The organism is Nonomuraea sp. NPDC001636, from assembly GCF_040298265.1.
Lineage (GTDB): Bacteria > Actinomycetota > Actinomycetes > Streptosporangiales > Streptosporangiaceae > Nonomuraea.
The window spans coordinates 243,485-269,872 of record NZ_JBEOZT010000008.1 but is presented as its reverse complement, the minus strand read 5'-3'; the positions used below and the strand labels follow the sequence as shown (position 1 = coordinate 269,872).

Here is a 26,388-nt window from a genome sequence, read left to right as displayed (position 1 = left end):
CCTTCGACGTCCCCATACCCGCCATAACGGATATTTGGGGCGTAAACACACCAAAAGTCGCCGCTGTCCCCGCCAACTTCGGGACGCTGCGCGCGACGGGCAAGCAGGCTAGGCCAAGAGTTTCCGCGCCTGTGGGGCTCGTCCCGCCGATGGCGGGAAGGCTCATTCGCGCAGGTAACCGGACAGAATTCGCTCCCGGAGGCGGCAGTGATCGACGCCCACGCCGGCCGGCCCGTGCTCGTCGGGTACGACGACTCGACCGAGAGCCGCCACGCGCTGCACTGGGCGGTCGCCGACGCGCGCCTGCGCGGGCTGCCCGTCCTGGTCTGCCACGCCCTGCACTGGCCCTACGCCCCCAGGCCCGTCGCCCAGGAGATCATGCGGCACGTCGAGCCGGTGGCGCTCGGCGTCGTGGACGAGGGCGTCCGGCGGGCCAGGGAGCTGGCGCCGGAGCTGGACGTGCAGCCGCTCCTGGGCCGGGGCACCCCCTCGGCGGTGCTGCTGGAGGCCGCCCGCGAGGCGGAGCTGACAGTGCTCGGCTCCCGCGGGCAGGGCGGGTTCGAGGGGCTTCAGGTGGGGTCGGCCGCCGTCCAGGTGCCCGCGCACAGCGTCACGCCGGTCGTGGTCGTCCGGCCGCCGCTCCAGCCGCCCACCGGCCAGGACGTCAGGATCGTGGCCGGCCTGGACGGCTCACCCGCCAGCCTGGCCGCCTTCGACCTCGCCCTGGACGAGGCCGCCCTGCGCGAGGGCACCGTGACGGCCCTGTGCTGCTGGACCGACTGCGGGTCGTCGTCCTGGCAGGAGCCGCTGCCCTTCGTGGACTCGCACGCGCTGCGCAAGGGCGCGGAGAACCGCTTCCGCGAAGTCGTCTCCCACCTGGCCCGCAGACGCCCCGAGGTGACGGTGGTCACCGAGTTCCTGACCGAACGCCCCCAGCGCGTGCTGATCGAGGCCTCCAAGGACGCCACGCTCCTCGTGCTCGGCAACCGGGGGAACGAGGCCCCTCCCTGCCTGCTGCTCGGAGCGGTGACGCAGGCCGCCCTGCTGGAGTCCAGGTGCCCGGTCGCGGTGGCGCCCGCGGCCGTGCTGAACCCGCGGCTGCCGCCCGCGTCCGGGTGACGCGGGGAGCTCAGGGGCGGTCGCCCGGCACCACCGCGACCGGGCAGGGCGCGTGCTGCGGAAGGGAGCTCGCGGTGCCGAGATGCGCGGCCCGCGTCCGGCCGACCACGACCAGGGTCGCCCGCTCGTGGGGCTCACCCTGCTCCACCTGCACCTCCGGCCGGCGAGCCGCCCACTCCCCCAGGTCGGCGGAGGTCGCGAGCGGCAGCCCGCGCATGGCCGCCTCGGCGAACGCGAACTCGACGACCGCCGCGTCCGGCTCCCGCTCGGCCAGGACGACCGGACCCGGACGGGTGGCCTTGGGCAGCGGCCCCGGGCCGCGTACGACGATCACCGGGCACTCGGCGTGCGCGGCGGCGTACCCGGCCACCGAACCGACCACCACCCTGGGCAGCGCGCTCAGCCCCCGCGAGCCGACCACGACGAGCGTGGCGTCGGCGGACAGCTCCACCAGCCGCTGGGCGGCCGGACCCTCGTACAGGTCGGTCTCCACGCGGACGCCCGAGCTGGTGGAGCGGGCGCACTCGGCGCCGTGCCACAGGACGTGCTCGGCCGCCTTGCGCAGATGGGCCTTGGCCTCCTCCTCCGCCGCGCCGTACGGCCACTGCCAGGCGTGGACGACGGTCAGCGGCAGGTTCCTCAGCTCGGCCTCGTCCAGCGCCCAGTCCAGGGCCTGGACGGAGAAGTCGGAGCCGTCGTAGCCGAGCACGATGCGATCCATGTCCGTGATCCCTTCAGACGTCGCAGGTCTTCAGCCTCGGTCCCGCGAGGCCGGCCGGCCGTGGTGCAGCGGCCGTCTTGACGGGACCTTGGCCCTCCTTTTCCGGCCGCGCGGGACCGGCGTCAGTCGCGTCACCACCTCCAGTCGCGGACTGCGGGGGCGTCCTCGCCGTGCTCGCGGGTGTGCGCGCGGGCCGCCAGCCGGGCGTCGGCCATGCGCTGGCGCAGGTGCGCCTGGGTGGCGCCCAGGCCGGGCACCCGGTCGATGACGTCGATGACCAGGTGGTAGCGGTCGATGTCGTTGAGCATGGCCATGTCGAACGGCGTGGTCGTGGTGCCCTCCTCCTTGTAGCCGCGCACGTGGATGTTGGGGTGACCGGTGCGGCGGTAGGTGAGGCGGTGGATGAGCGAGGGGTAGCCGTGGAAGTTGAAGATGATCGGCCGGTCCACGGTGAACAGCGTGTCGAACTCGGCGTCCGGCATGCCGTGCGGGTGCTCCGACCGCGGCTGCAGCCGCATCAGGTCCACCACGTTGACCACGCGCACCTTCAGCTCGGGCAGGTGCTCGCGCAGCAGCGCCGCGGCGGCCAGCGTCTCCAGGGTGGGCACGTCGCCCGCGCAGGCCAGCACGACGTCCGGCTCGGCCCCCTCGTCCGAGGACGCCCAGGGCAGGACGCCCAGGCCGCGCGTGTTGTGCGCGATCGCCTCCTCCATGGTGAACAGGTCCAGCACCGGCTGCTTGCCCGCCACGATCACGTTGACGTAGTCGCGCGAGCGCAGGCAGTGGTCGGCCACCGACAGCAAGGTGTTGGCGTCCGGCGGCAGGTAGACCCGGACGACCTCGGCCTTCTTGTTGACCACGACGTCCAGGAAGCCGGGGTCCTGGTGGCTGAAGCCGTTGTGGTCCTGCCGCCACACGTGCGACGACAGCAGGTAGTTGAGCGAGGCGACCGGCCGCCGCCACGGGATCCTCTTCGCCGACTGCAGCCATTTGGCGTGCTGGTTGAACATGGCGTCGACGATGTGGATGAACGCCTCGTAGCAGTTGAACAGGCCGTGCCGGCCGGTCAGCAGGTAGCCCTCCAGCCAGCCCTGGCACAGGTGCTCGCTGAGCACCTCCATCACCCGGCCGCCCGGCGCCAGGTCCTCGTCCGTGGGCTCGACCTCGGCGTTCCAGGCCCGCGTGGTCGTCTCGAAGACGTCCTGCAGCCGGTTGGAGGCGGTCTCGTCCGGGCCCATCAGCCGGAAGTCGTGCGGGTTGGCGGCGATCACGTCCCGCAGGAAGGCGCCCAGCACCCTGGTCGGCTCGGTGGACTGGGCCGCGGGCGACTTGACCTCCACCGCGTGGTCGCGGAAGTCGGGCAGCGCCAGCGGGCGCAGCAGCTCGCCGCCGTTGGCGTGCGGGCTCGCGCTCATCCGCAGCGGCCCCTCGGGGACCGTCCCCAGCAGGACGGGCGCCGGACGGCCCGCGGCGTCGAACAGCTCCTGCGGCCGGTACGAGCGCATCCACGCCTCCAGCATGGCCAGGTGCGCCGGGTTGTCGCGGACGCCCGACAACGGCACCTGATGGGCCCGCCAGGTGCCCTCGACCGGCTTGCCGTCCACCTCGCGCGGGCCGGTCCAGCCCTTCGGCGTGCGCAGCACGATCATGGGGAGGCGCGCCAGGCGGCCCTCCTTGTAGGCGGCGATCTCGTCGAAGACGGTGTCGAGCGTGCGCGCCATCTCCTCGTGATCGGGGCCGACGAGGTGGGGGCGGTAGCCGTACCCCTCCATGAGCTTGAACAGGTCCTGCTCGGGGATGCGGGCGAGCACGGTGGGGTTGGCGATCTTGTAGCCGTTCAGGTGCAGGATCGGCAGCACGACGCCGTCGCGGTAGGGGTCGAGGAACTTGTTGGAGTGCCAGCTCGCGGCCAGCGGGCCGGTCTCGGCCTCACCGTCGCCGATGACGCAGGCCACCACCAGGCGCGGGTTGTCGAAGGCCGCGCCGAACGCGTGCGCGAGCGAGTAACCCAGCTCGCCGCCCTCGTGGATGGAGCCGGGCGTCTCGGGCGCGACGTGGCTGGGGATGCCGCCGGGGAAGGAGAACTGCCGGAACAGCCGCCGCATGCCCTCGACGTCCTGCGAGACGTCCGGATAACGCTCGGTGTAGGAGCCTTCCAGCCAGGCGTGCGCGACGGCGGCGGGCCCGCCGTGGCCGGGACCGGCGATGTAGATCATGTCCTGCCGGCGTTCGGCGATGATCCGGTTGAGGTGGGCGAAGCAGAAGTTCAGCCCCGGCGTGGTGCCCCAGTGGCCGAGCAGCCGCGGCTTGACGTGCTCGGGGCGCAGCGGCTCGGTCAGCAGCGGGTTGTCCAGCAGGTAGATCTGCCCGACGGACAGGTAGTTCGCCGCGCGCCAGTAGGCATCGATGTGCTGCATCGTCGTCATGATGACGATGATTTCCGGCTGCGTTCCCGCGCCCTAGGGACCTTGGTCCCCTTCTCGGGGGGCGGAGGGCGGACGTCCGGCGGCGAGGGCGGCGGCCACCGTGCTGAACCGGTGGGCCCTGCGGTGCGTCGGGTGGGCGGCGGTGCGCCCGCCTCCGGCCAGCGCCTCCGGGGCGGCCCGGTAGAAACGCCGCTTGGCCAGCTCGACGAGGGCCAGGTAGGCGACCACCATCAGGCCCAGCACCGCGAAGAACGGGCCGGGCAGCTGCTGGAATCCCAGGGCGCCGGCGAGCGGGGTGAGCGGGATGACCGCGCCGAGCACCACGACGCTCAGGGCGGCGACCGTCAGGGGCAGGCTCGGACGGCTGCGGAAGAACGGCACCCGCCTGGTCCTGATCGCGAAGACCACCAGCACCTGGGTGGCCAGGGACTCGACGAACCAGCCGGTGCGGAACAGCGGCGGCCCGGCGTGCAGGACCCCGAGCATGACGGCGAAGGTGGCGAAGTCGAACAGCGAGCTGACCGGCCCGAAGAACAACATGAACCGCCGGATCGACGACACGTCCCACCGGGACGGGCGCCGCAGCTGCTCGGGATCGACGTTGTCGGTGGGGATGGCGAGCTGGCTGGAGTCGTAGAGCAGGTTGTTGAGCAGGATCTGGGACGGCAGCATCGGCAGGAACGGCAGGAACGCCGACGCCGCGGCGGCGGAGAACATGTTGCCGAAGTTGCTGGACGTCCCCATCAGGACGTACTTCATGGTGTTGGCGAAGATCTGCCGGCCCTGGATGACGCCGTCGGCCAGGATGGCGAGGTCCTTCTCCAGCAGCAGCACGTCGGCGGCGTCCTTGGCGACGTCGGTGGCCGCGTCGACGGAGATGCCGACGTCGGCGGCGTGCAGCGCGAGCGCGTCGTTGACGCCGTCGCCGAGGAAGGCCACGTCCAGGCCGTTGCGCCGCTGGGCCCGCACGATGCGCGCCTTGTGCTCGGGGCTGACCCGGGCGAACACGACGGCCTGTTCGATGAGCGCGGCCAGCCGGGAGTCGTCGGCGGCCTCGACGTCCTGGCCGGTCAGCACCCGTCCGGCGGGCAGGCCGAGATCGGCGCACAGCTTGGCCGCGACCGCGGGGTTGTCCCCGGTGAGCACCTTGACGGTGATGCCGAGGCCGGCCAGGCGGCGCAGCGCCTGCTCGGCGCCGGCCTTGGGCGGGTCGAGGAAGACCAGCAGGCCGCGGAAGGCGAGGTCGTGCTCGTCGGCCTGGCTGAGGGTCGTCCGGCGGGCGGCGTCGCCGGTCAGCCGCCGGGTGGCCACGGCCACCACCCGGTTGCCGGCGGCGAACTCGGCCTCCAGCACGGCCCTGGCCCGGTCGGCGACCGGGGTGCAGCGCGCCAGGACGGCCTCCGGCGCGCCCTTGGTGACGATCATCCGGCCGTCGTCGTCCTCGACCAGGACCGAGGCGGTTCTGCGTTCGTGGTCGAAGGGCACGACGGCCAGCCGCCGGCCGGGCGGCCCGGGCCGGAGCGCGGCGGCGGCGGGCGCGTCCCACAGGGCGACGTCCAGGGGGTTGCCGCTCGCCGAGCGGCCCGCGTCCCCGTCCTGGCCGCTGACGACGGCCTCGTTGCACAGCAGGCCCAGCTCCAGGACGCGCTCGTCGGGGCTGCCGTCCGGCCCGAGTGAGCGCATGAAGCTGATCCGCCCCTCCGTCAGGGTCCCGGTCTTGTCGGTGAACAGCACGTCGATGTCGCCCAGGTCCTCGATACAGACCAGCCGCTTGACCAGCACCCGGTGCCGGGCCAGCCGGTGGGTGCCGGCGGCCAGGCTGGTCGAGACCACGGCGGGCAAGAGCTGCGGGGAGATGCCGACGGCGATCGCCAGCGAGAACAGCAGCGCGTCCAGCACCGGGCGGTGCAGCACCAGGTTGACGACGAAGATCCCGGCGGTGAGCGCGGCGGCGACGCGCACCAGCAGCATGGAGAACCGGCGCAGCCCGATCTGGAACTCGGTGTCCGGATGGCGGTCGCCGAGCCGGAGCGCGATGCGCCCGAACTCGGTCCGTCCGGCGGTGGCCACCACCACGCCGGTGCCGGACCCGGCGTGCACGACGGTGCCCATCAGCGCGCAACTGGCCAGCTCGGCCAGCGGGCGGTCCGGGCCGACGGGCTCGACGGCCTTGGCCACCGGCAGCGACTCGCCGGTCAGCACCGACTCCTCGCACTCCAGCCCCGCCGACGACACCAGCCGCAGATCGGCCGGGACGATGTCGCCCAGCCGCAGCGTGACGACGTCACCCGGGACCAGCGTGACCACGTCCACCAGCCGGGGAGCGCCGTCCCGCAGGGCCAGGCAGCGGTGCCGGATCTGGGAGTGCAGCGCCTCGGCGGCCTTCTCCGCCCGGTACTCGTTGAAGAAGCCCAGCCCGACCGACACCGTCAGGATCACGCCGATGATGATCGCGTCCGTCGACTCGCCGAGGAAGAACGACGCGGCGGCGGTGACCGCCAGCAGGATCAGCAGGGGCGAGCGCAGCTGGCGGGCCAGCACCGCGAGCCGCCGGGCCCGGTGGGTGCGCAGGGAGTTGGGGCCCACGGCGGCCAGGCGGCGCTCCGCCTCGGCCTGGCTCAGGCCGCCGCCGGTGCCGCCCAGCCGGGCCATGACGTCGCCGACCGGCAGCGCGGCCGCGACCGCGACGTCCAGCCCGCCCTCTCCGGTCATGTCACTGTCCGAGCCGTCCCGCTCGGCCTCCTCCTGGTTCTGGTAACCGGCCCGTCGCCAAGACAAAGGCAACGGCGCTCCACGCCCGTCCCAACGCCCGTCCCAACGCCCGTCCCAACGCCCGTGCCGACGCGGCGGCGTGCCGTCAGTCCTGCGGCCGGACGACCGCCACCGGGCAGCGGGCGTGGTGCAGCACGCCGCGGCTGACCGACCCGAGCAGCGCCGACCCCAGCCCGCCGCGCCCGTGCGACCCCACCACCAGCAGGTCGGCGTGGTCGCAGGCCGCGGTGAGCGCGTCCACGGGGTGCGCCGACGGCGTCTCCCGCACGACGACGACCTCGGGGTGGTCGGCGGCGAACACGTTCACCCGATCGTCGACGACCTGCTGCTGCGCGGCGCGGACCTCGTCCATGGCGTAGGCGGCCTCCGGCGCGAACGCGTGCACGGGCAGCTGCCAGGCGTGCAGCACCCGCAGCGTGGCGCCCCGCAGCCGGGCCTGCTCGAAGGCGTAGGCCAGGGCGGGCTCGCACTCCGGCGAGTCGTCCACCCCGGCCACCACCTCGCCGCGCACCTGCTGCCGGTCGCCGCGCACCACCACGACGGGGCAGCGGGCGTGCCCGGCGACGTGCGTGCTCACCGAGCCCAGCAGCGCGCCGGCGAACCCGCCGAGACCGCGGCTGCCGAGCACGATCTCGGCCGCCTCCTTCTCCTGCCCGCGCAGCACGACGGCCGGCAGACCTTCGACGTCCTGCGTCGTGACCTCGACGGACGGCTGCCGTTCCCGGGCCAGCGCCTCGGCCTCCCGCAGGATCCGCTCGCCCTCGTCCGCCGGCAGGTCGGGCGCCCAGCCCGGGGAGAACCGGCGGATCTGGTACGGCGTGCGGTCCACGGCGTGCACGATCCGCAGCGGCAGCCGCATGCGGAAGGCGTCGTCGGCGGCCCATGCGACGGCGGCGCGCGAGGCCACCGAGCCGTCGGCTCCAACAACGATCATGATGTTCCCTCCTTCGTCACCTCCCATGAGACCCGCCCTCCGGCCGTCCCTCGCAGAGCCGAAGGTCGGCCGGGCCAGGGCCGAAGGGCCTTCCCCGATGCCGGCCGGCGAAGGCGGACGGCATCGGGACAGTGCCGAAGGCCCCGCTTCCGGGGACTTTCGGCCCTGCCGCCGTCCGTCCGGGCTCCGGAGGCTGGAGAGGCCGGAAGACCTGCACGTTTACCGCCCTGAGCAGGGCGAAGACTAGATCCTGAAGACACCTCGCAGCTACTCCGCCGGCCCGAGGGCCACGGCGGGCAGGAAGGACACCCACGTGACGCCCTCGTCCTCTGGCCTGTCGTCGGCGGAGGCAGCCGTACGCCTGGAACGCGACGGCCCCAACCTGCTCCCACGCAAACCGCCCACCCCGCTGTGGCGGCGCGTCCTCACCCAGCTCCGCGATCCGCTGATCATCGTGCTGCTGATCGCCGCGGCGCTGACGATCGGCACCGGCGACTGGACGGACGCCGCGGTGATCGCGCTGGTCATCGTGGTCAACACGGCCGTCGGCGTGACCCAGGAGGTGCGCGCCGACCGCGCCATCACGGCCCTGGCCGAGCTGGCCACCCCCGAGGCCCGCGTGGTGCGCGACGGCCACCAGCGGCAGATCCCCGCCGGTGACGTCGTGGTCGGAGACCTGCTGGTGCTCGCCGAGGGCGACATCGTCCCGGCCGACGCCGAGGTGGTGGAGTCGGCGGCGCTGCTGGTCGACGAGTCGGCGCTGACGGGCGAGTCGGTCCCGGTGGACAAGGACGCGGGCGGGTCGGTCTCCTCGGGCACCGTCGTGGCGCGCGGCAGGGGCCGGGCGGTGGTCACCGCGATCGGCGCGGCGAGCGCGAGCGGGCGCATCGCCTCGCTCATGGTCAAGGGCGCCGGGCTCACGCCGCTGCAGCGCCGTCTGGTCGGGGTCGGACGGCTGCTGGCCGCGGTCGCGGTGCTGCTGTCGGCGCTGGTGCTGGCCCTGGGCCTGGTCCGCGGCCAGCCGGTCGAGCTGATGGTGGTGACCGCGATCAGCCTGGTGGTCGCCGCCGTGCCCGAGTCGCTGCCCGCGGTCGTGACCCTGAGCCTGGCCCTGGGCGCCCGCCGGATGGCGGCCCGTGACGCGCTCGTCCGCAACCTGCCCGCCGTGGAGACGCTGGGCTCGGTGACGGTGCTCGCCACCGACAAGACGGGCACCCTCACCGAGGGCCGGATGGTCGCCCGGCACCTGTGGACCCCGGCGGCCGAGGCCGCGGTCACCGGCTCCGGCTACGCGCCCGACGGCGGGCTCGCCCCCGGTCAGGAACCGGACGAGTTCGCCGCGCTGCTGACCGCCGCGGCGCTGTGCAACGACGCCCGCCTGCGCCCGCCCCAGGAGAGCGGGGAGGAATGGACGGCGCTGGGCGACCCCACCGAGGCCGCGCTGCTGGCCGCCGCCGCCCGGATCGGCCTCGACCGCGCGGACCTCCAGGAACGGTTCCCCAGGGTCGCCGAGCTGCCCTTCGACAGCGACCGCAAGCGGATGAGCACGGTGCACCTGCTGCCGGGCGGCGGCGTCCGCCTGATCTGCAAGGGCGCCCCGGAGGCGCTGCTGCGCCCCGACGTGCTGACCGACGACCCGGAGCTGCGGGCCCGCGCCGCCGAACGCGCCGACCGGTTCGCCCGGGACGGCTACCGCGTGCTGGCGGTCGCCGCCGCCGACCTCGACGCCGTCCCGCATCCCGTGCGGGAGGAGGGGCTGAGGCTGCTCGGGCTCGTCGCGATCCTCGACCCGCCGCGGGCGGCGGCGGGCGCGGCCGTGGCCGACTGCGCGCGGGCCGGCATCAGGACGGTCCTCATCACCGGCGACCATCCGGGCACCGCCCGCGCGGTGGCCGCCGACCTGGGCATCATCGGCGCCGCCGACCGGGTCGTCGACTGCCGGGAGCCCGGCGCGCTCGCCGCGGGCCCGGCCGCCGTCTACGCGCGGGCCACCCCCGAGCAGAAACTCGACATCATCGAGGGCCTGCGCGGCCGGGGCGAGGTCCTGGCGATGACCGGCGACGGCGTCAACGACGGCCCGGCGCTGCGCCGCGCCGACATCGGGGTGGCCATGGGCAGGCGTGGCACGGAGGTCGCCCGGCAGGCCGCCGACCTCGTGCTCGCCGACGACAATCTGGACACCGTCGTGGCGGCCGTCGAGGAGGGCCGGCGGGTCTACGCCAACATCCGCCGGTTCCTGGTCTACGGCCTGTCGGGCGGCGCGTCCGAGATCGCGGTGATGGTGCTGGGCCCGTTCCTCGGGTTGCCGCTGCCGCTGCTGCCCGCGCAGATCCTGTGGATCAACCTGCTCACCCACGGCCTGCCCGGCGTGGCGCTGGGCGGGGAGCCGACGGTGCCGGGAACCATGTCGCAGCCGCCGCGCCCGCCGGGGCAGAGCATCATGGGGGCGGGCCTGTGGCAGCGGGTCGTGCGCATCGCCGTGGTGCTCACGGCCGTCACCCTGGGCGTCGCCGTCTGGGGGTCGATGACCGGGCGGCCCTGGCAGAGCATGGCCTTCTTCGCCCTCGGCGCCACCCAGCTCGGCGTGGCGCTGGGCACCCGGACCCGCCCCGGCACCCTGGCCAACCCGATGCTGCTGCTCGCCGTGGGCGGCGCGTTCGTCCTGCAGCTGGCCGGGATCTACCTGCCGCCGCTGCGCGAGCTGCTCGGCACCCGGCCGCTGTCGCCGGGGGATCTGCTGGTCGTCGTCGCGCTGTCCACGCTGGGCTACGCGGCCGCCCGCCTGGACCGGATCCTGCACCCGTCCCCCACTCCCGCGCAGGACTGAGAACGGCGCCCGGCGGAGAACCGCCGGGCGCCGTTCCAACAGTCGTCAGGACGCGGGGACCGGGAAGGACGCCGCCAGGCTCTCGCCCCACTGCCTGGCCCGCTCCAGCTCGCCCGGCACCAGCGGCCCCTGCGTGCCGGTCACGTAGAAGCTGCACGGCGGCGCGGCGAGCCGGACACCGAGGCGGCGCAGCCGCTTGGCGACCGCCCGGCCCGCCGAGCCCGGCAGGCGGGGCTTGGCCACGCGGGTGTCGAACGCCGCCGAGCAGAGCCCGGCCGACGACGTGCTGAGCGTGGCCAGCCACTCGCGCACGCCCCTGCCGCGGGACACCAGCGGCCCGGCGGCCTGCTGGGCGGCCGACTCGCGGGTGGAGGCCCGGCTCATGGAGAAGGCGTGCGTGGGGCCGCCCACCACCAGGAGGGTGACGTCGTCCCCCACGTGCGCGGGGGCCGAGCCGACCTCCGCCGCCTCGGCCCGCATCCGGGTGGCCAGCCCCTCCGCCACGGCCTGGGCGATCCGCTCGGTGTTGCCGTACATGGACTCGTAGACGACCAGTGCCTTCATCTCACGCCTCCGGCCGTTCCGGCAGGATGGGTTCGAGGTGGAACATCCCGGTCACCACCTCGCTCGGCTCGGGCCGCGGCTCGATCCGTCCGGCGACCGCCGACAGCACGTCCCTGGCGGTGATCAGGCCCACCAGGCCGTCGCCGGACAGCACGGGCACGGCGTCCACGTCGGCGTCCAGCATGGCGGCGGCGACCCTGCCCAGCGGGGTGTCCGGCGCCACCCGGGGCGTGCGCGCGCCGCCGAGCAGGTCGCGCACCTCGCGGCCGGCCTGCTCCTGCGGCCCGCCGGACCAGGACGCGGCCAGGCACTCCCTGGTCAGGATGCCCAGCAGGCGCCCTCCGTCGAGGACCGGCAGGTGGTGCACGCCGGCCCGGCGCATCAGCTCCCACGCCATCAGCGGCGACTCCTCGGCCTTGACGGCCACCAGGACGCGGCTCATGACCTGTCCCGCCGTCGGCGACCCGTTCCTGACCTGTCCAGTCGTCGGGAACCCGTTCATGACCGCTCCTCCGCGTCCGGCCGGACCACGGCCACCGGGCAGGTCACGTGGTGCAGCACGCCGTGGCTGACCGAGCCGAGCACGGCGGAGGCGAACCCGCCCCGGCCGCGCGAGCCCACGACGACCAGGTCGGCCGATCCGGCCGCCTGCATCAGGGCGGTGACCGGGTGGGCGCACGGCTGCTCGTCGGTGACGACCAGGTCCGGGTTGGCCTCCCGCCAGGGCACGATCCGCTCGCGCGCCGCGCCGGTCTCCTCGCTCATCAGGTCCTGGATCAGGGTGTTGTACGTGACCGCGTACGGGGAGAAGACGGGCATCTGCCAGGCCGAGACCACGTGCAGCCGGGCGCCGCGGGCCCTGGCCTGCTCGACGGCGTACTCCATGGCCGCCTGCGCGTCCGGCGACCCGTCGTAGCCCACCACCACCCTGCCGTGCTCGGCGGGGGCGGCGGGGGCGCGGACGACCACGACCGGCCCCGACGCGTGCCCGGCCACCGCCAGGCTCACCGAGCCGACCGTCATCCCGGCGAACCCTCCGAGCCCCCGGCTGCCCAGCACCACTCCACGGGCCGTCGCCGACTCGCGGATCAGCTCCCCGGCCACGTTCCCGGACAGCAGCTCGGTCGTCACCTTGACGTCGCCGGCCGACGCGCGGGCCCGGTCGGCGGCCTCCGCCAGCAGGCGGGCGCAGTGCTCGGCGTTCCCTTCGTGCAGCCACTGCGGGCCGACGTGCACGAGACGCAGGTCCAGGCCCCGCCGCCGCGCGTCGGCGGCCGCCCATTCCACCGCTCCGGTCGCCGGGACGGACCCGTCCACACCGACGACGATGTGAGTGCTCATCGCGCATCTCCTTCACCGGTCGAAGCTCTCACCCTCAGGCTCCTCCGGGCGGCGGCGCGGCGCCGGAGGAGGAAGTCCCGCCCGGCAGGGCCCTTGGTCCTCATCGGCATCGCGGGGAGAAGATCTGGCACGATCCGGTCACGCCATCGGCTCGCCCTCCCCACGCTCTGTACTGTCGATGAGCGCCCCCTCCTCGCGCAGTAGCCCGCTCAACGTGAGGACGTCCTCATGACCGAAGAAGCGGTTCCCCCTGTCGCAGCGCCCGCCGCTCCCGCCCGCACCGGCGACCTGCTGGAAAAAACCCCAGCTGGCGGAGATGTTCGCCCTGGCCAAGAAGCTGGACGGCACCTGGCCGGTCTTCGCTCGGAGCCTGGATCCCGCCGACGACCCGGCGCTCCTGCGCGGCCGCTACCGGGCGGTGACCGCGTCCACCGCCCGCTGGTCGGTGCGGCGCAAGCACGTCGAGGACTGCGTGGCCGCCTGGGTCCTGCTGCCCATGCTCGGCGCAGCCGTCGTCTTCGTGGTCTCGGTGTTCTCCGTCACCTCCGTGCAGAAGATCTTCCTGGCCGTCGTGGGTCTCACGGTCTTCATCTGGGTCTCCGTCTGGATCGAGAACCGGCGGCATCGCCCGCTCTTCCGCTACCTTCTCGACCCGCTGATCACCATGCTGGGAATCGGCTGCTTCCCGGCCGCCCTGTACCTCCGCCACGCCACCGGCCCGGCGTGGGCGGTCGACCTGGCGAGCCGGGGATGGATGCCGATCCCCCAGAGCATCGGCACCGTCTGCTGCGCCCTGGTTCTCGGGATGATCCCGGTCAAGGTGGTGATGTGGCAGTGGGACCGCGAGTCCCGCGCCTCGCCCACCGAGCCGCTCTTCGAGCAGCTGGCGGCCATCCTGGCCCGCGCCGAACCCGACCGCCGCGGACAGCTCCCGCCGGGGACGCGCAGGGAGATCCTCGCTCTCCTGGGCAAGGTCTCCTTCCTGCTGCGGGTCGGCATCCCGACCGCCGCCCGGGGCGGGACGCCGCTGACCAGGGCCGTGGTCCGCGCCCGCGCGGTCGAGGCGTCCAGGGCCGTCATCGACCTCCAGTTGTGGGTGGCGCTGCCGTCCAGGACCGCCTACGACGACCTCCGCACCCGCGTCGCCGAGCTGACCCGCACGGTCATCACGGGCGAGTACGACCGGCTCCCCACCCGCGACACCACCCCCGAGGAGACCCGCCGGACGTGGCACGCCCGCGTTCTGGAGACCGTCCGGACCCTGGTCATCGCCCTGCTGCCGGTGGCCGGCCTGGTGACCGCCGACCGGCTGGGCCTCAGGCTCCCGGCCCCCTTCGACGACGGCGCCATGATCGCCGTCGTGGCCTGGGCCGTCGTGCTCCTCCTGGGGTTCCTCGACCCGAACTTCGCCTCCCACCTGGCCGCCGCCCGTGACCTGACCACGCTCCCGACGTTCAACCGGAACACGGACAAAGGCGCGTAGCGCGGCCCGTCCCGTCAGGAGGACGTCAGGCGCGCGAGCGTCTGGTGGGCGATCTCCCACTCCTCGTCGGTGGGGATGACGAGGACGGGCACCTCGGCGCCGGGGACGGACACCGCGCGCTCGCCGGACGTCCCCGCGGCGTTGAGCACGGGGTCCACCGCGACGCCGATCCGCTCCAGCCCCGCCAGGCAGGCGGCGCGGGTGGCGGCGTCGTGCTCGCCGACGCCGCCGGTGAGCACGATCGCGTCCACCCGGCAGCCGAGCAGCGCGTGGTAGGCGCCGACGTACTTGCGGATGCGCCGGGTGTAGATCTCCAGGGCCAGCCTGGCCTCGTCGTCGTCGCGGGCGCGTACCTGGCGCATGTCGCCGGACCCGGTGAGCGCGAGCAGGCCGCCGCGGTGGCTGAGCTCGTGCTCCACCTGCTGGGCGTCCAGGCCGCCGGTGCGGGCCAGGTACGCGGCCAGCGCCGGGTCGACATCGCCCGAGCGGGTGCCCATGACCAGCCCTTCCAGCGGCGTCATGCCCATGGAGGTGTCGACGCTGCGCCCGCCGGAGATCGCGGTGGCGCTGGCGCCGTTGCCGAGGTGGAGCACGATCAGGTTGAGCCCGGCCAGGTCGCGGCCCAGGACGGCCGCGGCGCGGCGGGAGACGTACGCGCACGAGGTGCCGTGGAAGCCGAAGCGCCGCACGCCCTGCGCCCGCCACTCGCGCGGCACCGCGTACGTGTACGCCTCGGGCGGCAGCGTGCGGTGGAACGCGGTGTCGAACACGGCCACCTGCGGCACGTCCGGGAACACCTTGAGCGCCAGCCGGATGCCGGTCAGGTTGACCGGGTTGTGCAGGGGCGCGAGCGGGGCCAGCTCCTCGATCGCGGCGATGACGTCGTCGTCGATGAGCACCGCGTCGGTGAACCGGGTGCCGCCGTGCACCACCCGGTGCCCGACCGCGACCGGCGCCGGCTCGGGCCCGGCGGCGGCGAACGCCGCCAGCATCGCCTCCAGCCCGTCCCCGTGCCCGGGGAAGGGACGTTCCCGGACGTACGGCGGCCCGTCCCCGCCGTGGTGCGTGATTCGCCCGCGGTCCTCCCCGATGCGCTCGACCAGCCCTCGGGCGGCGCGCTCGCGGGTGTGCGGATCGACGAGCTCGTACTTGATGGAGGAGGATCCCGTGTTCAGCACGAGAATGGGGTCGGCCATGCCCCTGACCCTAAGTCCGTTCCGGGGGCCGGGTGGCGGCACGGATGCCGCTCGGGACTTCCGGCCCTACCGGCCCGGCCGCGCCCCGCGTTGTGATGGGAGAGCCACGAGGCCGCCACCCCCGGACGGAGCGGGCCGTGGGACGACCGCCGTGGCAAGCTGACCTGGAAGACCGACGACTCCGAGTGGGAGGCCAGACAGCGATGCTCGTCCGCGAGGTCATGAGCAGCCCGGCCGTCACCGTCCGCGACACCGATCCGGTGCGGCGGGCCGTGCGGGTCCTGCACGGCCACGACATCACCGCCGCGCCGGTCGTCGGCGACGACGGGCGGCTCGTGGGCGTGGTCAGCGAACTGGACCTGCTGCGGGGGGAGTTCGAGCCCGATCCCCGCGCGACCGTCCTTCCGGCCGCGCCGGCCGACGAGCCGCCGCCCCGCCAGGTCATGGACGTCATGAGCCGCGACGTCGTCACGGTCACCGAGACCACCGACGTCACCGTCGCCATCGATCTCATGGTCCGCGAGCGGGTCAAGAGCCTGCCCGTCGTGACCGGCGGCCGGATCGCCGGGATGGTCAGCCGCCGTGACCTGATGGCCATGCTCGCCCGTCCCGACGAAGACCTGCGCCAGGCGGTCGAGGCCGCGCTGCGCGAGCAGTACCCGGCGGGCCCGAGCTGGGACGTCACCGTCCGCGACGGCGTGGCCGAGCTGCGCGGGCCGTCCCGGCAGCAGGCCGACCACATCGCCGGCGTGCTGGCCCGCACGGTGCCCGGCGTCGTGCGGGTCAGACATGTCCGGCCGTCGCCGTGAGGACCGGCCGTCCATGACATGGCCGCTCTCTCCGCCTCGCTGTCAGCCGACCAGGACGTCGTCGCCGAAGCGGCGCCGGTCGACGACGCGGCCCGTGCGGGCGTCGAGCTTGACCAGCGACGAGCCGCCGTCCAGGTCGAAGAAGCGAATGGCGGACGCCGCCATCCCCGGGTGGGGCTTCTTCGCTTCATGGTTCCGCCTGTTCGTGCGTTGGCGCTGACAAGTCGCGGCACTGGCGGGATGGAGCAAATACGAGCCAGACGGCCCCGTCAAGAGCCCCCGAAGCCCGGAGCGGCGGAAAACGCGCTCCACCTCGGACCGGCCGCCGCCCGTCGCCGTGAAACTTTCACGACCAGCCGACCGAAAACTTTCGGCAGCTAGCGCCCCTGGATGACACACCTCTTCAAGCAAGTCGGCTCCGAAAGTTTTACCCGAACCTTGACAACTTTCGGAGAGATCCACACACTGAGTGCCCGAGCCCGGCTCCCCCCACCCGCTCCCGAGCGCACTGGACGCACCCCTCCGAAGTGCGTCCGCACGACCTTCCCCCCATGATTCGCGTACGGAGGCTCCAGCATGCGTGTCACCGCCATGTCCCCACCGACCGCCGGACGGCCCCCCGGCGCCCGCCGCCGGGCGCTGATCACCGGCGCACTCGGCGCGCTCGGCCTGCTCACGGCACTGGCGACGGCGATCCCGGCCGATGCCGCGGCGAGCACGCTCGGCGCGGCCGCCGCGCAGAGCGGCCGCTACTTCGGCACCGCCATCGCCGCGGGCAAACTCGGCGACTCCGCCTACACGACGATCGCCAACCGCGAGTTCACCATGGTGACGGCCGAGAACGAGATGAAGATCGACGCCACCGAGCCCAACCGGGGGCAGTTCACCTTCACCAACGGCGACCGGGTCTACAACTGGGCCGTGCAGAACGGCAAGCGGGTACGCGGCCACACCCTGGCCTGGCACTCCCAGCAGCCCGGCTGGATGCAGTCGTTGTCGGGCAGCTCGCTGCGCCAGGCGATGATCGATCACATCAACGGCGTCATGTCCCACTACAAGGGCAAGATCTACGCCTGGGACGTGGTCAACGAGGCCTACGCCGACAGCGGCGGCGGCCGGCGCGACTCCAACCTCCAGCGCACCGGCAACGACTGGATCGAGGTGGCCTTCCGCACCGCGCGCGCCGCCGACCCGGCCGCCAAGCTCTGCTACAACGACTACAACATCGACAACTGGACCTGGGCCAAGACGCAGGGCGTCTACAACATGGTCAAGGACTTCAAGGCCCGGGGCGTGCCGATCGACTGCGTCGGCCTGCAGTCGCACTTCAACGGCAACAGCCCGTACAACAGCAACTACCGCACGACCATCCAGAGCTTCGCCGCGCTGGGCGTGGACGTGCAGATCACCGAGCTGGACATCCAGGGCGGCTCGGCCACCACGTACGCCAGTGTCGTCAACGACTGCCTGGCGGTGCCTCGGTGCGCCGGCATCACCACCTGGGGCGTGCGCGACACCGACTCCTGGCTCGGTTCCGGCGCCGCCGCGCTGCTCTTCGACGGCAACGGCAACAAGAAGGCCGCCTACACGGCGGTGCTCAACGCACTGAACGGCGGCAGCACGTCGCCGCCGCCCGGCGGCGGTGGCGCGGGCCAGATCAGGAGCACGGCCGCCGGCCGCTGCGTGGACGTGCCCAGCGCCAGCACCACGGACGGCACCGCGGTGCAACTGTGGGACTGCAACGGTCAGAGCAACCAGCAGTGGACCCAGACCTCGGCAGGAGAACTGAAGGTCTACGGCAACAAGTGCCTGGACGCCGGGGGCACGGGCAACGGCGCCAGGATCCAGATCTACTCCTGCTGGGGCGGCGACAACCAGAAGTGGCGCGTCAACTCCGACGGCACGATCGTGGGCGTGCAGTCCGGGCTGTGCCTGGACGCCGTGGGCGGCGGCACCGGCAACGGCACGGGGCTGCAGCTGTACACCTGCTGGGGCGGCAGCAACCAGAAGTGGACCTACAACGCGAGCGCCGCGTGAGCGTCGCCCGTCCGTCGCGCCGGGGCCTGGCGCCCCGGCGCGGCCTCGCCCGCTGACCACGCCCTCCCCCGGCCCCGCGAGGCCGGGGAGCGGCCCGCACCTCATGAAACTTTCATGGTGACGGGCAGCGCGCCGCCGTCTCCGTGGAGACAGAACTCCAGGCGGGAGGGCATGCGCAGGACAAGGCCCGGCTCGGCCGGAGATCCCCTCATTGACGCCGGAACGGACCGTCGGTTGTACTCCCTCACTACGAAGCAGTCCCGTCGGCAGGACGATGTTAGCGCTAACAGCCCCGTACGCCATCCAGCCAAGGAGCCCTGAATGCCACACCCGATGACGCGGGACACGACGGTGACCTGATCGGCCAGTTGTTAGCGCTAACAACGCCGCCGAAAGCCCAGGCACCGGCCCTCGAAGGCCCTGACCTGCCGCCCCCCTCCGTGACCGGCCCCGGCCGTTCACCGCCCCCCATCCCAAGGAGCTCCGCATGTCCTTGAGCCGCCGTCAGCTCTTCCAGGCCACGGGCGCGACCGCCGCGCTCTCCGTCGTCGGTCGGATGGCCGGCGCGTCCCCCGCCCTGGCCGCAGTCCCCTGGAGCAGGCCCGACCTCGGCGTCTCAGCCTACGAGTTCGACCTCGGCCAGGTCCGGCTGACCGCCGGCCGCCTGCTGGACAACCAGAACCGCACCCTCGCCTACCTGCGCTTCGTCGACGTCGACCGGCTGCTGTACGTCTTCCGCGCCAACCACCGGCTGTCCACCGGCGGCGCCGCGCCCAACGGCGGCTGGGACGCGCCCGGCTTCCCCTTCCGGTCGCACGCGCAGGGCCATTTCCTGACGGCGTGGGCGCAGGCGTACGCCGTGCTCGGTGACACCGCCTGCCGCGACAAGGCGCGCTCCATGGTGGCGGAGCTGGCCAAGTGCCAGGCGAACAACCCGGCCGCCGGGTTCGCCGCCGGTTACCTGTCCGGTTTCCCGGAGTCGGACTTCACGGCCCTGGAGAACCGCACGCTGACCAACGGCAACGTGCCCTACTACTGCGTCCACAAGACCCTGGCCGGGCTGCTGGACGTCTGGCGGCTGATCGGCGACACCCAGGCCAGGACCGTGCTGCTCGCCCTGGCGGGCTGGGTGGACGCCCGGACGTCGCGACTGTCCGCCGCCCAGGCGCAGGCCATGCTCGGCACCGAGTTCGGCGGCATGAACGCCGTGCTGACGGACCTGTACCAGGCGACCGGCGACCCCCGCTGGCTGGCCGCCGCCCAGCGGTTCGACCACGCGGCCGTGTTCGACCCGCTGGCCGCGAACCAGGACCGGCTCAACGGCCTGCACGCCAACACCCAGGTGCCCAAGTGGATCGGCGCGGCCCGCGAGTACAAGGCGACGGGCGCCACCCGCTACCGCGACATCGCCGTCAACGCCTGGGCCATCACGGTCGGCGCGCACACGTACGTGAACGGCTCCAACAGCCAGGCCGAGCACTTCCGCGCTCCCGGCGCGATCGCCTCCTACCTGACCCGGGACACCGGCGAGGCGTGCAACACCTACAACATGCTCAAGCTGACCCGGGAGTTGTGGCTGCTGTCCCCCGGCCGCGCCGACTACTTCGACTACTACGAGAACGCCCTGCTCAACCACCTGCTCGGCCAGCAGAACCCGGCCGACGCGCACGGTCACGTCACCTACTTCACCCCGCTCAACCCCGGCGGACGGCGAGGCGTCGGACCGGCCTGGGGCGGCGGCACCTGGAGCACCGACTACGGCACGTTCTGGTGCTGCCAGGGCACCGGGATCGAGACCAACACCAAGCTCATGGACTCGATCTACTTCCACGACGACACCACCCTGTTCGTGAACCTGTTCGTGCCCTCCGTCCTCGACTGGAGCCGGCGCGGCATCACGGTCACCCAGACCACCTCCTATCCGGTCAGCGACACCACGTCGCTCCAGGTCACCGGCAACGTGAGCGGGTCGTGGACGATGCGCGTCCGGATCCCGGCCTGGACGCAGGGCGCGACGATCAGCGTCAACGGTGTCCGGCAGGACGTCACGGCCGCGCCGGGCAGCTACGCCGCCCTCACCCGGTCGTGGTCGTCCGGCGACACCGTGACCGTGCGCCTGCCCATGCGGGTGGTCATGAAGGCCGCCGGCGACAACCCGAACGTGCAGGCCGTGACGTACGGGCCGGTCGTGCTGTCGGGCGACTACGGGGAGACGAGCCTGTCGTCGGCCCCGGTCCTGACCCCGTCCTCGATCACCCGGACCAGCACCACCGCGCTCGCCTTCACGGCGACGGCGAGCGGCGCGCAGGTGCGCCTGGAGCCGTTCCAGGACGCCCACGGCCACAACTACGTCGTCTACTGGAACACCCAGGGCGGCTCGGCGGCGGGGGCCGGTTTCCGGCTGGTCAACGCGGCTAGCGGGCTGGTGCTCGGCATCCAGGACATGTCCACCGCCGACGGCGCCCCCGCCCTGCAGTGGACCGACAACGGCACCGCCGACCACGACTGGGTCCCGATCGTCGACGGCGCCGCGCTGCGCTTCCGCAACGGCAACAGCGGGAAGGTGCTCGGCGTCGAGAACATGTCGGCCGCCGACAACGCGCCGGTGCTCCAATGGGGTGACACGGGCACCGCCGACCACCGGTGGACGATCACCGACGTCGGCGACGGCTCGGTCAAGATCCGCAACGTCAACAGCTCGAAGCTGCTGGCCGTCCAGAACGGCTCGACCGCCAACGGCGCGCGGGTGGTGCAGGCCGCCGACGACGGCAGTCCGGACAACCAGTGGCGGTTCCTGCCGAACGGCGCGCGGCGCCTGCAGAACGTGGGCACCGGGATGGTGCTCGGGGTCACCGGCATGTCCACGGCCGACGGCGCGCTCGTCGTCCAGTGGGGCGACAACGGCACCGCCGACCACCTGTGGACCGCCGTCGCCGACACCGGCGGCTACCTGCGGCTGCGCAACTCCCACAGCCAGAAGGTGCTGGGCGTGGAGAACATGGGCACCGCCGCCGGGTCGCGGGTCGTGCAGTGGGCCGACAACGGCACCGCCGATCATCGCTGGCGGCTGCGCCACGCGTCGGGCGCCGCCTTCCGCGTCCAGTGCGCGGGCGGCGGCCGGGTCCTCGGCGTCGCCGGCGCGTCCCAGGGCGCGCAAATCGTGCTCGCCGACGACGACGGCTCGGACGACAACCTCTGGAGGTTCCTGTGAGACGTGTCCTCGCGGCTCTCTCGGCCCTGCTCCTCGTGGGCGTGCTGCTCACCGCCCAGGAGGCGTCGGCCGCGACGGTCGACACCAACATCTGGTACGTCCTGGTCAACCGCAACAGCGGCAAGGCCCTGGACGTCTACAACCTGTCCACCGCCGACGGCGGCCGCATCACCCAATGGACCAGGAACAACCAGAACCAGCAGCAATGGCAGTTCGTCGACTCCGGCGGCGGCTACTACCGCATCAAGTCCCGCCACTCCGGCAAGGTCCTGGACGTCTACAACTTCTCCACCGCCAACGGCGGCTCCATCGTCCAATGGGCCGACCTCAACGGCACCAACCAGCAATGGAAACTCTCCGACAGCCCCGACGGCTACGTCAGACTCATCTCCCGCCACAGCAACAAGGCCCTGGAGGTCCAAGGAGCCGCCACCGCCGACGGCGCCAACATCGTCCAGTACGACGACTGGGGCGGCGCCAACCAGCAATGGCAGCTCGTCCCGGTCAACGGCACCGGCGGCGGCAATTACGCCAACCCGGTCGTGTGGCAGGACTTCGCCGACGGCGACATCGTCCGGGTGGGAGACGCCTACTACTACTCGGCCTCGACCATGCACTACTCGCCGGGCGCGCCGATCCTGCGCTCCTACAACCTGGTCGACTGGGAGTACGCCGGGCATTCCGTGCCGAGGCTCGACTTCGGCTCCGGCGCCTACGACCTCAACGGCGGCCGGGCGTACGTGAAGGGCATCTGGGCCTCGGCCTTCAACTACCGGCCCGGCAACGGCACCTTCTACTGGCTCGGCTGCGTCGAGTTCAACCGGACCTACGTCTACACCGCCTCCGCCGTGGACGGCACGTGGACCAAACGCTCACAGATCAACAACTGCTACTACGACGCCGGCCTGCTGGTCGACTCCGACGACACCATGTACGTCGCCTACGGCAACAGCACCATCAGCGTGGCCCAGCTCTCGGCCGACGGGCTCAGCCAGGTGCGCGCGCAGCAGGTGTTCCAGACGCCCAGCAACGTCGGCACCCTGGAAGGGTCCCGCTTCTACAAGCGGAACGGCTACTACTACATCTGGCTGACCCGCCCCGCCAACGGCCAGTACGTGCTGCGCTCCACCTCGCCATGGGGCCCGTACGAGATGCGCCAGGTCCTGCTCGACCTGCCCGGCCCCGTCGCCGGCGGCGGCGTCCCGCACCAGGGCGGGCTCGTCCAGACGCAGAACGGCGACTGGTACTACATGGCGTTCGTCGACGCCTACCCCGGCGGACGCGTCCCGGCCCTGGCGCCGATCACCTGGACCGGCGACTGGCCGGTCGTGCAGACCGTCAACGGCGGCTGGGGCGTCAACTACCCGAGGCCGAACATCCAGACCAGCCGGACCGTGACGTCCATGATCGGCCCGGACACCTTCACCTCGGCCACGCTCGGCCCCCGCTGGGAGTGGAACCACAACCCCGACACCAGCCGCTTCTCCACCGGCAACGGCCTGCGCCTGCAGACCGCGACCGTCACCGGCGACCTCTACGCCGCCCGGAACACGCTGACGCACCGCATCCAGGGCCCGTCCTCGACGGCGACGATCGAGCTCGACCCCGCGCAGATGGCCGACGGCGACCGCGCCGGGCTGGCGATGCTGCGCGACCAGTCGGCCTGGATCGGCGTCAAACGCGACAACGGCGTCAGCCGGGTCGTGATGACCAACGGCCTGACCATGAACGGCTCGTGGCAGACCGCCGGCACCGGCGCCGAGGCGGCGAGCGCGAACGTCCCGGGCGGCCGGATCTGGTTGCGGGTCACCGCCGACATCCGGCCCGGGTCCGGCCGTCAGGCCCGTTTCTCCTACAGCACCGACGGCAGCACCTTCGTGGGGCTCGGCCCGGCCTTCACGCTGAACAACGCCTGGCAGTTCTTCATGGGTTACCGCTTCGGGATCTTCAACTACGCCACCAAGTCCCTCGGCGGCGCGGTCACCGTGCGCCGCTTCGACCTGACCACCCCCTGACACGGCATCGGAGCACATGGTGAAACTCAGTCCCCTGACCGTCCTCGCGACAGTGGCCGCGTTACTGGCGAGCCTGCTGGTCGCCGCCCAGCCCGCCGACGCGGCCACCGTCGACACCAACGCCTGGTACGTCCTGGTCAACCGCAACAGCGGCAAGGCCCTGGACGTCTACAACCTGTCCACCGCCGACGGCGGCCGCATCACCCAATGGACCAGGAACAACCAGAACCAGCAGCAATGGCAGTTCGTCGACTCCGGCGGCGGCTACTACCGCATCAAGTCCCGCCACTCCGGCAAAGTCCTGGACGTCTACAACTTCTCCACCGCCAACGGCGGCTCCATCGTCCAATGGGCCGACCTCAACGGCACCAACCAGCAATGGAAACTCTCCGACAGCCCCGACGGCTACGTCAGACTCATCTCCCGCCACAGCAACAAGGCCCTGGAGGTCCAAGGAGCCGCCACCGCCGACGGCGCCAACATCGTCCAGTACGACGACTGGGGCGGCGCCAACCAGCAATGGCAACTCGTGCGGACGGACGGCGGCAACCCCGGCATGTGTGACCTCCCCTCGACCTACCGCTGGACCTCGACCGGCCCGCTGGCCACGCCGAAGGCGGGCTGGGTCTCGCTCAAGGACTTCACCGTCGCCCCCTACAACGGGCGGCATCTGGTCTACGCCACGACCCACGACACGGGGACGAAGTGGGGGTCGATGAACTTCAGCCCGCTCGCCAACTGGTCCGACATGGCCTCGGCCACGCAGAACACGATGTCCTTCTCCGCCGTCGCCCCCACGCTGTTCTTCTTCGCCCCCAAGAACGTCTGGGTGCTCGCCTACCAGTGGGGCGGGCCCGCCTTCTCGTACCGGACCTCCACCGACCCCGCCAACCCCAACAGCTGGTCGGCGCCGCAGACGCTCTTCTCCGGCAGCATCTCGGGCTCCGGGACGGGCCCCATCGACCAGACGGTCATCGGCGACAACACCGACATGTACCTGTTCTTCGCCGGGGACAACGGCAAGATCTACCGGGCGAGCATGCCCATCGGGAACTTCCCCGGCAGCTTCGGCACGGCCTCGACCGTGGTCATGAGCGACACGACGAACAACCTGTTCGAAGCCGTCCAGGTCTACAAGCTCCAGGGCCAGAACCGGTACCTGATGATCGTCGAGGCGATCGGCGCGCAGGGCCGCTACTTCCGCTCGTTCACCGCCACCAGCCTGAACGGTTCCTGGACGCCCCAGGCCGCCACCGAGGGCAACCCGTTCGCCGGCAAGGCCAACAGCGGCGCCACCTGGACGAACGACATCAGCCACGGCGAGCTGGTCCGCACCGGCGCCGACCAGACCATGACCGTCGACCCGTGCAACCTGCAACTCCTCTACCAGGGCCGCAGCCCCAGCTCGGGCGGCGACTACGGCCTCCTGCCCTACCGGCCGGGCGTGCTGACGCTGCAGCGCTGACGCCGTGAGCCGGTGACCCTCGCGGCTCCCACTTGAAATGTCACGGGCCCACCCCTCCGCCGAGGGGTGGGCCCGTGACGGCTCCGAGCTACCTGAGCCAGGCGTTGCGGCGGACGATCGGCAGGTTGCCCAGCCCGAGCGTGCCGCCCGCGCCGGTCATCGCCAGGCCGATCAGGACGATCGCGTAGACGATGTGCTCGTCCAGGAACGGGTTGGTGGCCAGCGGCAGTTCGGCGGCCCACATCAGGGTCAGCATGAGCGTGCCGGCGACCGCCGCGATCCGGGTGCCCACGCCCAGCACCAGCGCCAGGCCGATGCCGGCCAGACCGGCCATGAACAGCCAGTCCACCCACGCCTGACCGGCCAGGGCCGAGAACAGGCCGCCCAGCGCGTTCTCGCCGGCGCCCTTGAGGAAGCCCGTCGTCGGGCTGCCGCCCGCGATCCACGCCTTGCCCGCCGGGGTCGCGAACCCCCACCCGAACGTCTTGTCCAGGAACGCCCACAGGAAGATCCAGCCGATCGCGATCCGGGCGACGGCCCAGACGTAGTCGACCGGGGTACGCGCCGCCTGCACGGGGGCGACGTCCAGCACGGGCCGGTTGATGGTGGTGGCCATGGCGGGCCTCCCTTTCGGTGGGGGGTGTGCGTCCTTGTCTCACCCCCATTCCACTGCGGGCGCCCGCTCCCGGTCAGTGTCGTACGCCCCCCGCTGGAAGGACCTTGGTCCTCAGGGCCGTCCGTCCCGGGGCCGCCCGGCCGGGGCCGGTCCTTCGGCTGCCGGAGGTGGGACTTTGGGCCCTATCCCGGTGGCCGTCGTTCTCGTAGCTTCGCGTCGGGGGCATCGTGCTTCCGCTGACGAACGCCGGCCACCGGCCGTCCGCGAAGGTGAGGAGACGGACATGCATTTTCGGGCGCGGCCTGGCACGGGCAGGCGGGCGGTGCTGAAGGTCTCCGGCGACCTGGACCTGGCCACGCAGGCGGGGTTCCGCGCCCGGATCGCCGCCGCCCTCGCCGAGCAGGGCACGCGGCTCGTCCTCGACCTCAGCGGGGTGACCTTCATGGACGCCCGCGGGCTGGCCGCGCTGGTGGCCGCGCGCGACCTGGCGACCGCCCGCCACGGCAGCCTCCGGCTGAGGGGGGTGACGCCGGCCGTCCTGCGGTTGCTGGAGGTGACCCGGCTCGACCGGACGTTCTCCCCGGTCTCCCTCGCGGACGTGCGCCCCGCCGCGTGACCGGCGCTCAGCGTGTGGTGCGGGTCTGTTCCCAGCGGTGCAGCAGGCCGGGCAGCTCGGCGAGCATGAACTGGTAGAAGTCACGCATCTCGGCCAGCCTGGTGTGGGCCGGGTCGCCGGAGGCGGTGGTGGCGATGCCGGTCGCGGCGGCCTGCAGCAGGACGCGCACCATGGTGTTCTGGGCGGAGAACAGGGTGGGCCAGGCGTTCTCCCGCAGCCGGTAGTGCTCACGGCGC

Annotated in this window: 20 protein-coding genes; 9 read left to right on the top strand and 11 right to left on the bottom strand. The window is 72.6% G+C overall.

All coding sequences use genetic code 11. The annotated features are described in order from the left end of the window. Positions 1–207 precede the first annotated feature (207 nt). Positions 208–1,119, top strand: a complete 912-nt coding sequence (locus ABT158_RS18445) for a universal stress protein (RefSeq protein WP_352354702.1) — start codon at positions 208–210, stop codon at positions 1,117–1,119. A 10-nt stretch (positions 1,120–1,129) separates the two neighbouring features. Here the strand turns inward: ABT158_RS18445 and ABT158_RS18440 are convergent, their stop codons facing one another. The 4 genes from ABT158_RS18440 to ABT158_RS18425 all read right to left on the bottom strand — a co-directional run bounded on the left by ABT158_RS18440 (position 1,130) and on the right by ABT158_RS18425 (position 7,972). After that, positions 1,130–1,840 carry a universal stress protein gene (locus ABT158_RS18440; RefSeq protein ID WP_352354700.1) on the bottom strand — a complete coding sequence of 237 codons (711 nt, stop codon included), beginning with the start codon at positions 1,838–1,840 and terminating at the stop codon, positions 1,130–1,132. A 131-nt stretch (positions 1,841–1,971) separates the two neighbouring features. Continuing rightward, positions 1,972–4,257 (bottom strand): phosphoketolase family protein, encoded by a 2,286-nt coding sequence (locus ABT158_RS18435; RefSeq protein ID WP_502911550.1) that lies wholly within the window; start codon positions 4,255–4,257, stop codon positions 1,972–1,974. A 42-nt stretch (positions 4,258–4,299) separates the two neighbouring features. Continuing rightward, positions 4,300–7,050, bottom strand: a complete 2,751-nt coding sequence (gene mgtA, locus ABT158_RS18430; RefSeq protein ID WP_352354696.1) for a magnesium-translocating P-type ATPase — start codon at positions 7,048–7,050, stop codon at positions 4,300–4,302. Between the two features lie 73 nt (positions 7,051–7,123). Further along, on the bottom strand, positions 7,124–7,972 hold the full coding sequence (locus ABT158_RS18425) for a universal stress protein (protein WP_352354694.1): 849 nt from the start codon (positions 7,970–7,972) through the stop codon (positions 7,124–7,126). A gap of 313 nt (positions 7,973–8,285) precedes the next feature. Here ABT158_RS18425 and ABT158_RS18420 point away from each other — a divergent pair, with 313 nt between their 5' ends. Then, a complete protein-coding gene (locus ABT158_RS18420; RefSeq protein WP_352354692.1) occupies positions 8,286–10,799 on the top strand; it encodes a cation-translocating P-type ATPase in 2,514 nt (837 codons plus the stop codon). A 45-nt stretch (positions 10,800–10,844) separates the two neighbouring features. Here the strand turns inward: ABT158_RS18420 and ABT158_RS18415 are convergent, their stop codons facing one another. Genes ABT158_RS18415 through ABT158_RS18405 form a run of 3 tightly spaced genes read right to left on the bottom strand, consistent with a single transcriptional unit; the run spans position 10,845 to position 12,704 of the window. Beyond that, positions 10,845–11,363, bottom strand: a complete 519-nt coding sequence (locus ABT158_RS18415; RefSeq protein ID WP_352354690.1) for a flavodoxin family protein — start codon at positions 11,361–11,363, stop codon at positions 10,845–10,847. Position 11,364: 1 nt separating this feature from the next. Continuing rightward, positions 11,365–11,865: a CBS domain-containing protein gene (locus tag ABT158_RS18410; protein ID WP_352354688.1), complete on the bottom strand. Its 501-nt coding sequence runs from the start codon at positions 11,863–11,865 to the stop codon at positions 11,365–11,367. After that, entirely contained in the window at positions 11,862–12,704 is an 843-nt protein-coding gene (locus tag ABT158_RS18405; RefSeq protein ID WP_352354686.1) for a universal stress protein, read from the bottom strand. Before ABT158_RS18405 ends, ABT158_RS18410 begins: the two co-directional genes overlap by 4 nt. 316 nt (positions 12,705–13,020) lie before the next feature. Here ABT158_RS18405 and ABT158_RS18400 point away from each other — a divergent pair, with 316 nt between their 5' ends. Further along, entirely contained in the window at positions 13,021–14,187 is a 1,167-nt protein-coding gene (locus ABT158_RS18400) for a hypothetical protein (RefSeq protein ID WP_352354684.1), read from the top strand. 14 nt (positions 14,188–14,201) lie between these two features. Here the strand turns inward: ABT158_RS18400 and ABT158_RS18395 are convergent, their stop codons facing one another. Beyond that, entirely contained in the window at positions 14,202–15,383 is a 1,182-nt protein-coding gene (locus ABT158_RS18395; protein WP_352354682.1) for an acetate/propionate family kinase, read from the bottom strand. A gap of 203 nt (positions 15,384–15,586) precedes the next feature. Between ABT158_RS18395 and ABT158_RS18390 the strand changes: the two genes are divergently transcribed. Continuing rightward, positions 15,587–16,192 carry a CBS domain-containing protein gene (locus ABT158_RS18390; protein ID WP_352354680.1) on the top strand — a complete coding sequence of 202 codons (606 nt, stop codon included), beginning with the start codon at positions 15,587–15,589 and terminating at the stop codon, positions 16,190–16,192. Positions 16,193–16,234: 42 nt separating this feature from the next. Here ABT158_RS18390 and ABT158_RS18385 read toward each other — a convergent pair whose 3' ends face one another. Continuing rightward, positions 16,235–16,357 carry a hypothetical protein gene (locus ABT158_RS18385; protein ID WP_352354678.1) on the bottom strand — a complete coding sequence of 41 codons (123 nt, stop codon included), beginning with the start codon at positions 16,355–16,357 and terminating at the stop codon, positions 16,235–16,237. A 411-nt stretch (positions 16,358–16,768) separates the two neighbouring features. Here ABT158_RS18385 and ABT158_RS18380 point away from each other — a divergent pair, with 411 nt between their 5' ends. From ABT158_RS18380 to ABT158_RS18365, 4 genes are all read left to right on the top strand, one after another. Further along, entirely contained in the window at positions 16,769–18,229 is a 1,461-nt protein-coding gene (locus ABT158_RS18380; RefSeq protein WP_352354676.1) for an endo-1,4-beta-xylanase, read from the top strand. Positions 18,230–18,716: 487 nt separating this feature from the next. Next, entirely contained in the window at positions 18,717–21,440 is a 2,724-nt protein-coding gene (locus ABT158_RS18375) for a beta-L-arabinofuranosidase domain-containing protein (protein WP_352354674.1), read from the top strand. Next, complete coding sequence (locus ABT158_RS18370) at positions 21,437–23,455, top strand: family 43 glycosylhydrolase (RefSeq protein ID WP_352354672.1); 2,019 nt, start codon at positions 21,437–21,439, stop codon at positions 23,453–23,455. The genes ABT158_RS18375 and ABT158_RS18370 overlap by 4 nt, the downstream gene beginning before the upstream one ends. Positions 23,456–23,507: 52 nt before the next feature. Then, positions 23,508–24,920 (top strand): non-reducing end alpha-L-arabinofuranosidase family hydrolase, encoded by a 1,413-nt coding sequence (locus ABT158_RS18365; protein ID WP_352354670.1) that lies wholly within the window; start codon positions 23,508–23,510, stop codon positions 24,918–24,920. An 88-nt stretch (positions 24,921–25,008) separates the two neighbouring features. Here ABT158_RS18365 and ABT158_RS18360 read toward each other — a convergent pair whose 3' ends face one another. Then, positions 25,009–25,536 carry a hypothetical protein gene (locus ABT158_RS18360; protein WP_352354668.1) on the bottom strand — a complete coding sequence of 176 codons (528 nt, stop codon included), beginning with the start codon at positions 25,534–25,536 and terminating at the stop codon, positions 25,009–25,011. Positions 25,537–25,819: 283 nt separating this feature from the next. On the opposite strand from ABT158_RS18360, the gene ABT158_RS18355 reads away from it, so the two are divergent. Next, the gene (locus ABT158_RS18355; protein ID WP_352354666.1) at positions 25,820–26,152 is read left to right on the top strand and encodes an STAS domain-containing protein; all 333 of its coding nucleotides are present in this window, start codon (positions 25,820–25,822) and stop codon (positions 26,150–26,152) included. 7 nt (positions 26,153–26,159) lie between these two features. Here the strand turns inward: ABT158_RS18355 and ABT158_RS18350 are convergent, their stop codons facing one another. Continuing rightward, a complete protein-coding gene (locus ABT158_RS18350; protein ID WP_502911553.1) occupies positions 26,160–26,369 on the bottom strand; it encodes a hypothetical protein in 210 nt (69 codons plus the stop codon). Between the last annotated feature and the right edge of the window lie 19 nt (positions 26,370–26,388).

Bases quoted from the DNA above. Each gene is read 5' to 3' on its own strand.
- ABT158_RS18360 (WP_352354668.1), bottom strand. From the start codon at position 25,536: ATGGCCACCACCATCAACCGGCCCGTGCTGGACGTCGCCCCCGTGCAG.
- ABT158_RS18425 (WP_352354694.1), bottom strand. From the start codon at position 7,972: ATGATCGTTGTTGGAGCCGACGGCTCGGTGGCCTCGCGCGCCGCCGTC.
- ABT158_RS18400 (WP_352354684.1), top strand. From the start codon at position 13,021: ATGTTCGCCCTGGCCAAGAAGCTGGACGGCACCTGGCCGGTCTTCGCT.
- ABT158_RS18435 (WP_502911550.1), bottom strand. From the start codon at position 4,257: ATGCAGCACATCGATGCCTACTGGCGCGCGGCGAACTACCTGTCCGTC.
- ABT158_RS18405 (WP_352354686.1), bottom strand. From the start codon at position 12,704: ATGAGCACTCACATCGTCGTCGGTGTGGACGGGTCCGTCCCGGCGACC.
- ABT158_RS18390 (WP_352354680.1), top strand. From the start codon at position 15,587: ATGCTCGTCCGCGAGGTCATGAGCAGCCCGGCCGTCACCGTCCGCGAC.
- ABT158_RS18375 (WP_352354674.1), top strand. From the start codon at position 18,717: ATGTCCTTGAGCCGCCGTCAGCTCTTCCAGGCCACGGGCGCGACCGCC.
- ABT158_RS18385 (WP_352354678.1), bottom strand. From the start codon at position 16,357: ATGGCGGCGTCCGCCATTCGCTTCTTCGACCTGGACGGCGGCTCGTCG.
- ABT158_RS18355 (WP_352354666.1), top strand. From the start codon at position 25,820: ATGCATTTTCGGGCGCGGCCTGGCACGGGCAGGCGGGCGGTGCTGAAG.
- ABT158_RS18440 (WP_352354700.1), bottom strand. From the start codon at position 1,840: ATGGATCGCATCGTGCTCGGCTACGACGGCTCCGACTTCTCCGTCCAG.
- ABT158_RS18415 (WP_352354690.1), bottom strand. From the start codon at position 11,363: ATGAAGGCACTGGTCGTCTACGAGTCCATGTACGGCAACACCGAGCGG.
- ABT158_RS18410 (WP_352354688.1), bottom strand. From the start codon at position 11,865: ATGAACGGGTTCCCGACGACTGGACAGGTCAGGAACGGGTCGCCGACG.
- ABT158_RS18380 (WP_352354676.1), top strand. From the start codon at position 16,769: ATGCGTGTCACCGCCATGTCCCCACCGACCGCCGGACGGCCCCCCGGC.
- ABT158_RS18395 (WP_352354682.1), bottom strand. From the start codon at position 15,383: ATGGCCGACCCCATTCTCGTGCTGAACACGGGATCCTCCTCCATCAAG.